We start from the raw sequence: 7,796 nt of genomic DNA, 5'->3' as shown, positions 1-7,796 counted from the left end.
TGCTGCGAGCATACAGGAAAAAATTAAGAAAGTTTACGAAAAATTTATTTCAAAAGCTTTGTTTTATGCCACATACAACCCCTAGCGGGAGTAGCTGACAGAACCTTTTTTCTTATGGTCTGCTATGCTTTTTTTATATCTTGGATTGGCTTGCCAGGAATTTTTCCTGGAAACAGAAATTCAGATTGTGTTTTCATGGTCTGAATAATCTTAAGTGCTTGGGGAGAGAGGTGTAGATGCGCCATCTTTCGTTGTTTTGTCTTCTGCGCTGCAAGATGACGGCTGCATTTCAGCTCACACTTGCCATTGCACCCAACAACACCTGAAACCGATCTAAGTGGCTTATACGGCCTGCGGCATAACTTTGCGTGACTTTACCAAGCACCACAGCCCACTCTGGAAGCGAGCGCCAAGTAAGCAAGGCTCCAAGATGCTCCCGTTCTGCTGGATAGACTGGCAAAACGAGCTGCTCGCGTGCTGCTAAAATCAAACGTTGCATGATCATTGCAAATAATTCTCCTACTAACCACCACGAATCTACTGTTTCACTTTTTTTCGGCTTTGCCGAATATTTCTGGCAAAATGGAATAACCGTTTCAAGCGATGAGGCCTTAAGAGACACCAGAGATTCAAGCAAGTGTTGGTATAAAGAGACTGCATTGCTCTCTTTGAGTGTGGTTACATATCCAGGCCGACCGCCACAAAGGGCAATGACTCCATTCAGTTGCTCTTTGTCTAGCTCTGGATATAAAGTTTGGATAACGGATTTGGCTTCTGTTGCATCTATAGGGGAAAAAGCATACTGAATGCACCTGGAGCGAATTGTGGGGCTTAGGTTACCTAAAGCATCTGCGATGATAATGATCAGTGTATTTTTTGGTGGTTCTTCTAAAGATTTCAAAAGCGCATTTGCCGCATTGCGGTTCATTGCTCCGTCAATGATGACAATACGCCAGCCCCCTTCCATGGATGTTTGCGACAGAAATCGACGAATAGGGCGAACACGATCAATATTGATCTCTTTGCTTGCTAGCTCCGGATTCGGCTCAATGACGAGCAAATCGCCATGTCCGCCAGAAGCTATTCTGCAAAACACCGGACTGGTAGCAGAAATCCCCAGCTGATCGTTCTCCCTTTCTGGAGACAACAAAAAACGCGCCAAACGAAAAGCACAGGTGGCTTTGCCCACACCTTTGGGGCCAACAAAGATCATTGCATGGTGCAGGCATCCCCGTTGCCATGACCTTAAAATCGTTTGCTCAACGCTGGTATGACCAATTAATACAGTTTGGGTACGGGGCGTCATAATGCAAACCTTTCATTGATCTGTTTTTCAATCTCTAATGCTACATCATCAATGGCACGGCCCGCGTCCACAATCGCATATCTTGAAGGGTCCTGTTTTGCGATTTCGAGAAACCCGGCTCGCAAACGCCGATGAAAGTTCATGTCCATCCGCTCAAATCGATCTTCCAGACCATGTTCTCTTTCAAAGGTACGTTTTAAACCAATTTCCGGATCGATATCCAACACAAGGGTTAAATCCGGACGTAAATCACCAGCCACCATTTTATGCAACGCATCGATCGTTGCATGATCAACCCCACGACCATAGCCTTGATAGGCCATTGTTGAATCAACATAACGATCACAAATAACCCAAGTCCCTGACTGCAAAGCAGGCAAGATGGTTCGCACCAGGTGATCACGCCTTGCTGCAAACAAAAGCAGCGTTTCAGTCATAGCATCCCATCGATCAATCTCACCCGTTACGTGGAGCCCGCGAATAAGCTCCGCTCCTGGACTACCCCCGGGTTCACGCGTCGGTAAGGCTTTGATTCCTTTGATGCGCAAAAACTGTATCAAGTGGCTAACCTGGGTGGATTTACCACATCCCTCACCGCCCTCAAACGTAATAAATTTACCAATCATCAAGCTGTAGTCTGTTTTTGATTGTGTCCCCAAAATAGATAATAAAGCGCCGCACGAATACGTTCAGAGAAACCTGCCTTACCAACTGAGTGGTCGATCTTCAGGTCAACCTCTTTAACTTCACCATCCGGGCATGTCACTACCACTTTTCCAACCACATCTCCCCCTCGAACAGGGGCCGTGATAGGTTCGTTGAAATGCACTTCAACTTTTAAGTTTTTAGCTTGCACACGTGGCACTGTAACGTACAAATCTTTCTCGGCCACCAACCCCACATCCGGTTCGTTACCAAGCCAAAGATTGGCTCTGACGACCTCTTCACCAGCAGCATAAATATGCGGGGTTAAAAAGTTTCTAAACCCCCACAGCATAAGAGACTCGCTCTCTCGTGCGCGCTCTCCCTTTGTCTTCAGGCCGTTTATGACCAAGATCAACCGCATCCCCTTTTGCACCGCTGATGCCACCAAACCAAAACCACCGACCGAAGTTTGACCTGTCTTCAAACCATCAGCTCCAATATTGCGATAAAGCAAGGGGTTGCGATTCATCTGGCGAATTTTATTGTAGGTATATTCCGTTTCAGCAAAATACGTCTGATAATAGTCTGGAAAATCCTTAATCAACCGATCAGAAAGAATCGCTAAATCATAGGCCGTTGAAAGGTGCTTAGGGTCAGGCCAACCTGTGGCGTTACGAAACGTGGTGTTTTTTGCACCCAGTTCGTGTGCCCGTTTACTCATTTCAGCAGCAAAGGCGGTCTCGTTTCCAGAAAGACCTTCAGCTAAAACAATTGAAGCATCATTACCGGACTGGACGATAACTCCTCGAATTAGTTCTTCGACCCTGGCTTGGGTATCAACATTTAAAAACATTCTTGATCCGCCCTTGCGCCAGGCATATTTGCTAACGGTAAAAGCATCGTCAAGCTGCAATCGCCCCTGTTTTAGTTGATCAAAAACCATATAAGCCGTCATAATCTTGGTCATTGATGATGGATACATTAGCGTATAGGCGTCCTTTTCGAACAAGATCTTTCCGGTATTTGCATCAATCAAAATAGCTTGTTTAGCCATTGTGCGAAATGTCGGCATTGCCGCAGAAGAAAGCGGTTGCAGCCCACTGCTTAAGGCGATGATCAAAAACAAAAATCGTAGGTACATGTTATCTCTTTTATCTCTCTCTTGGTTCCTATCCTGGTTTAGCAAAACTTAAAGCAACACTCCAGAGAAGATTGCAACAAACTCCAAAAATAACAGATCTTTAGTAAATATCATCAAGTAGCTTCCTGGCAACTGTTCCAAGTTTTTTCTCAGGAATCTCTGGTACGATCACTTGAATCAGTTCTTTGATCTCCTGCTTTAAGGCTGACAACTCCTGGGAATCCAAATTGCTTGGTCGTAATTTCGGAATCGGTATTTCCGCTTGCGCTAAAGCCATGTCCGATGAATGCGTCAATTCTTTACACGCCAACCAACCGGGGCGTTCTCCTGGGGTAGGTACATTGGAACCTACGGTTACCGTGGGAGGGGAGGTTTGCAAAGGTATTTTTGCTAAAGTCGATCCTGCTGCTGCAAGCACTGGCGTAGCCGGCACACTCAACAGAGGTGTAACGATGGCCATCCGTCTCTTTCGTTTTTTGTTTTTGGATTTTGCCTGGCGAAAGGGGGCACGCACAGGAACATTTGACGCAGCCGCATAGCGTACTGGCAAATTCTTACCAGGTGATTTATTCATGGCTAAACTTTCGCGCACCAGACAGTCGACCCGCACTCTTGCAGTTCCTTTGCGATAAAATCCCAACAATTGGGCACCTTTTTCAGAAATATCTATGATCCGTCCAGGTTTAAACGGGCCGCGGTCGTTAACCTTCAAAATCAAGGAGCGGCCATTTTCTAGGTTCGTCACACGAACGACACTCGGCAGAGGCAGCGTCTTATGAGCGGCCGTCAATTTGTGCGTATTAAATCGTTCACCTGAGGCTGTTTTTTTTCCGTGAAAACCATCCCGCTTTCCGTACCATGAAGCAATCCCCACATTGCTGTATTCATAATGTCCTTGCGGATGGTACCATTTACCTTTGATCTTGTAGGGACGGCTGGTCGCTTTTTTAGGTGCGGTCGTACGTGTTGAAAAATTTTTAGGCCCACCACCACCACAGCCTGGAAGCACAACACACAGCACCAACATCCAATAGGGGAATTTCCTCACAGCGATCGATATTTTCATTATTACAAACACGTTACAAAACCTATTTAATGTGTTACTGAATCTCGAGGCTTTGGGCAAGGGAGAAAAAATATCTTTGTTCTTTTTTGTTCAAAAGTAACTTTCGGGATGAAGACGGTGTGAGCTGAATGGTTACCCTAGAGGTTTTGATTTCACGAGAGTATACTCTTTTATTTAAGGGGAGAGTGACATGAAAGACAGTAAATCCTTGATACAAGCCGAAGCCGAACTCAGTGCTCAATACTACCAACCGATTCCTGTAGTGTTATCACAAGCCAAGGGCGTCTGGGCCTGGGATGTGGAAGGAAATCGTTATCTTGATATGCTTGCTGCATATTCTGCGGCCAGCCATGGCCATGGTCATCCTCGATTGTTACAGGCATTAAGAGATCAAAGCGAAAAATTGTGTGTTCCCTCGCGTGCCTTTTACAGTGACAAGCTACCAGCTTTTCTAAAAACCATTTGTACACTCACGGGGTTGGACAAAGTGGCTCCAATGAATACCGGTGCTGAGGCTGTTGAAACTGGGATTAAGGCGGCAAGACTCTGGGGCTACCGCATTAAGGGAATTCCCAAGGACAGAGCAGAAATTATTGTGGCCAATAATAATTTTCATGGACGTACGACAACCATTATTAGTTTTTCAAGTAACGAAAAATCTTATGATGGGTTTGGTCCTTTAACTCCGGGATTCAAACAGATTCCCTTCGGCGATATTCAAGCGCTGCAAGAGGCTATTACTCCAAATACATGTGCCATTCTGTTTGAACCAATCCAAGGTGAGGGAGGAGTTATTGTTCCGCCACAGGGTTGGCTGCCCCAAGTTGCCCAGCTTTGCCATGAGAATAACGTTTTGTTGCTATTGGATGAGATCCAAAGTGGACTGGGGCGTACAGGAAAAATGTTTGCCTGCCGGCATGAAAACGTTCAACCCGATGGCATCATGCTGGGTAAAGCTCTAGGTGGAGGCATGTTACCGATTTCAGCATTTGTGGCTCGAGAAGAGATAATGCAACAGTTTACACCAAGCATGCATGGTTCAACCTATGGTGGCAATCCCTTAGCTTGCGCCGTGGGATTAGAGGCTTTAAAGATCTTGCAGGACGAGGAACTGATTGAAAACAGTGCAGAATTAGGTGCTTATATGCTTGGGCGTTTACATGCCTTAGCTCACTCTTCCTCAGTAATCACAGAGGTGCGAGGACAAGGCCTTTGGGCCGGAGTCGATATCAACCCTGAAGTGATGTCAGGTCATGACATGGCTGATCTTTTGATGAAACACGGCGTTTTAACGAAAGAAACACGGCACCAAACGTTACGTTTTTCGCCTCCTTTGGTGATCACACGAAAAGAATTGGATTGGGGACTGGATCGATTTGAAGAAATTGTGGCTCAGATAGGCTAACAGGTTTGTTTGATTTTTTTACGCATGCACGAAGATTTATGCTTGCGTTTGTCAAAAAAGAGGAATACTGCTCCAAGAGCAAGCGTGGCAGGGCGGTGCAGGCAGCACCGCCCGTGACCACTAACCAACCCGATCTAACTAGAGAGATCAGATATGGCTAACGCCAATGTACAGTATACCAACCTCCAGCGCCAGCATTTCCTGGGGCAGTTTGTTAATGTTTGCCTGTTTTTGCTTGGTTTTGCTTGGTTTTGCTGCGGAAATGTTGTGGAAGCGGTATATTGTGGCGAGTGGTCTTGGAACCTGACGCGTTTGCCTCTATAGGGGTCAGTTCTTAACTATTGGGAGCTGGCCCTGATAGGGGCAAGTACCAGTCAAGTACAAGTGCTGTCAGGGTATGATCTTTTTGTTGCTCGGGAATTTAAGTAAACCATAAACTTAAGGAGCACAAAATGCACTTATTGAATCGAATCAGCCTGGTAGGCAAGCTCAAGGAAGATCCGCATACTTTGCAGATAGCCCCCGGGAAGCGTCATGACCTTTCCCCTGGATCACGGAGAGCTCGATTTTGCACTCCATCCAGCTAAAGCAGGATGGGTAAAATCGGCTTCCGAGATGACACCCGTATTGTTACCCAAAATGTGCACTTCTTGAACTACGCCAGTTCTTACACAATATCTTAACTGTCATCCTCTTCGGATTCAGTTGAGTTTTGAGTAGGCGGTGCTATGAAATTTGCGTATAGTCTTTGCGCACCTGGATCATTGGTAGCAATAATTCTCTTTTGCACTTTCCGCAGGCGCCTACTGACTCGAACACAAATGTCAACATCATCTGGAGCACAACAGTAATAGCAACAGCGACATTTAGATAGCTTTCTGGCTAAGAATTCGCTGATTGTCGTATACTGCTTTTCAACAAAAAGGCTTGTTGCAGCCGAAATGGGGCCCAAGCAAAATCCAGCAGTAAGAAAATCCTTTGCGTATTTATTAGAAATATTCAAATCTTGGGTCAATATGCTTTCACGCAAAAATACAGCTGCTGGCATCACAAATGTTGCACCAGCAACTCCTCGTGCGAGGAGCGAAACGCCTCTTTGTCGCCAGTGATTGGGAGAATGTCGTGAGCGATAGAACCCATCTAGGAATCGATCTGTATCTTCTTGCACCACAGGCCATGTTTTAATTAGCAGAAGCGGTAGAAATACAGTGTTAACTCCCCCAATTATTTGCGCTACAGTTGGATCTGCGCCACAAAGAAAGGCAAATTGCTCCCCAAGATAGAAACTATATATACCCATTGCCGGTGTGCTCAGGACTTGACGAGCCCCTGTAATAAATAGAGCTATTTTCTCTCGGATACGGCGCCACTTTTCAATGCTTGGATCTTGGTTTGCTAGATTTTTTATGATCTCGAACATTGAATGATTCGGTGGACGATTCGTTGGAGAGGCACTTTGGGATTTTTCAGCGTTTATCAGTGCGGTTTCTTCGGAGGCTGGCAGCTTGAACACTAGATTCATCGATCTTGCTAACTCTTCAACGGTATCGCTACAGCCATTAATCCTAACTTCATCCCTTGCATTAGTGACGATCGTTTCCAAAGCAATACGTTGACTCCTGGCGGGCTCTTGTGTTGAGCAACGACGCAAGGGGCCTGTATTGACATCTGAGCTTCTGGCGGTAAAAACACTAGCAATCAATGCCAAGTAAGGAATTCCCAGGAGAAAAGTAAAAAGAATTTTATCACTTGGCTGCCATTGATTAGGGTCAAGGTTTGCTTCAGCATACATAATTATGGCAAAAAACATTGTCCCCCAAAGCAGTAGTGACGTAAAAGTTCCGATGGAATACACAGGGTATTCGCTTTTAGACCATGATCGTCCTGTATAATTAAAACTGTTGGAGCGTTCTTCAGGATCGTTATCATCTGTTTTACAACATCCACAACGCAGGGTGATCTGTTTGACGACTTGTGAGACTTTTTTTTGGATATTCCAAGCTGCTGGTCCTAGAAAAGATGTGATTACTAAACCGATAGTAGTTTGCAAGGCATAGCTTGGTGGGCCATCGTTGGGGATATAGGTTGAATTCAGGCTAAAACCATCTTCAAGGCTTTTCAATGTAGCTGGAATGGTGGCAATAGAACAAAAACCAGCTAAAGTCGCCCAAGCAAGAAAAGCACAAAAGTATTTGCAACTCTTTGGGATGGACACACGTTGTGCACGGTCAAG

Annotated in this window: 8 protein-coding genes; 3 read left to right on the top strand and 5 right to left on the bottom strand. The window is 45.5% G+C overall.

Annotated features, from left to right (window positions below):
* Positions 1–289 precede the first annotated feature (289 nt).
* The 4 genes from ABFQ95_06635 to ABFQ95_06620 all read right to left on the bottom strand — a co-directional run bounded on the left by ABFQ95_06635 (position 290) and on the right by ABFQ95_06620 (position 4,158).
* A complete protein-coding gene (locus ABFQ95_06635) occupies positions 290–1,306 on the bottom strand; it encodes a hypothetical protein (GenBank protein ID MEN8237198.1) in 1,017 nt (338 codons plus the stop codon).
* Positions 1,303–1,932, bottom strand: a complete 630-nt coding sequence (gene tmk / locus ABFQ95_06630) for a dTMP kinase (GenBank protein MEN8237197.1) — start codon at positions 1,930–1,932, stop codon at positions 1,303–1,305. Before tmk ends, ABFQ95_06635 begins: the two co-directional genes overlap by 4 nt.
* Entirely contained in the window at positions 1,932–3,092 is a 1,161-nt protein-coding gene (locus tag ABFQ95_06625; protein MEN8237196.1) for a D-alanyl-D-alanine carboxypeptidase family protein, read from the bottom strand. The genes tmk and ABFQ95_06625 overlap by 1 nt, the downstream gene beginning before the upstream one ends.
* Before the next feature lie 100 nt (positions 3,093–3,192).
* Positions 3,193–4,158, bottom strand: a complete 966-nt coding sequence (locus ABFQ95_06620; GenBank protein ID MEN8237195.1) for a septal ring lytic transglycosylase RlpA family protein — start codon at positions 4,156–4,158, stop codon at positions 3,193–3,195.
* 190 nt (positions 4,159–4,348) lie between these two features.
* Here ABFQ95_06620 and rocD point away from each other — a divergent pair, with 190 nt between their 5' ends.
* The 3 genes from rocD (at position 4,349) to ABFQ95_06605 (ending at position 6,150) form a co-directional block, all read left to right on the top strand.
* Positions 4,349–5,563 carry an ornithine--oxo-acid transaminase gene (gene rocD, locus ABFQ95_06615; GenBank protein MEN8237194.1) on the top strand — a complete coding sequence of 405 codons (1,215 nt, stop codon included), beginning with the start codon at positions 4,349–4,351 and terminating at the stop codon, positions 5,561–5,563.
* A gap of 153 nt (positions 5,564–5,716) precedes the next feature.
* Entirely contained in the window at positions 5,717–5,887 is a 171-nt protein-coding gene (locus ABFQ95_06610) for a hypothetical protein (GenBank protein ID MEN8237193.1), read from the top strand.
* Between the two features lie 128 nt (positions 5,888–6,015).
* A complete protein-coding gene (locus ABFQ95_06605; GenBank protein ID MEN8237192.1) occupies positions 6,016–6,150 on the top strand; it encodes a hypothetical protein in 135 nt (44 codons plus the stop codon).
* A gap of 92 nt (positions 6,151–6,242) precedes the next feature.
* Here ABFQ95_06605 and ABFQ95_06600 read toward each other — a convergent pair.
* The coding region (locus tag ABFQ95_06600) for a hypothetical protein (protein MEN8237191.1) at positions 6,243–7,796 on the bottom strand (1,554 nt) is incomplete at its 5' end.

Source organism: Pseudomonadota bacterium (genome assembly GCA_039714795.1).
Lineage (GTDB): Bacteria > Pseudomonadota > Alphaproteobacteria > JAGOMX01 > JAGOMX01 > JBDLIP01.
Note: the sequence above shows the minus strand (reverse complement) of the source record. Positions and strands in the feature narration are given on the sequence as shown.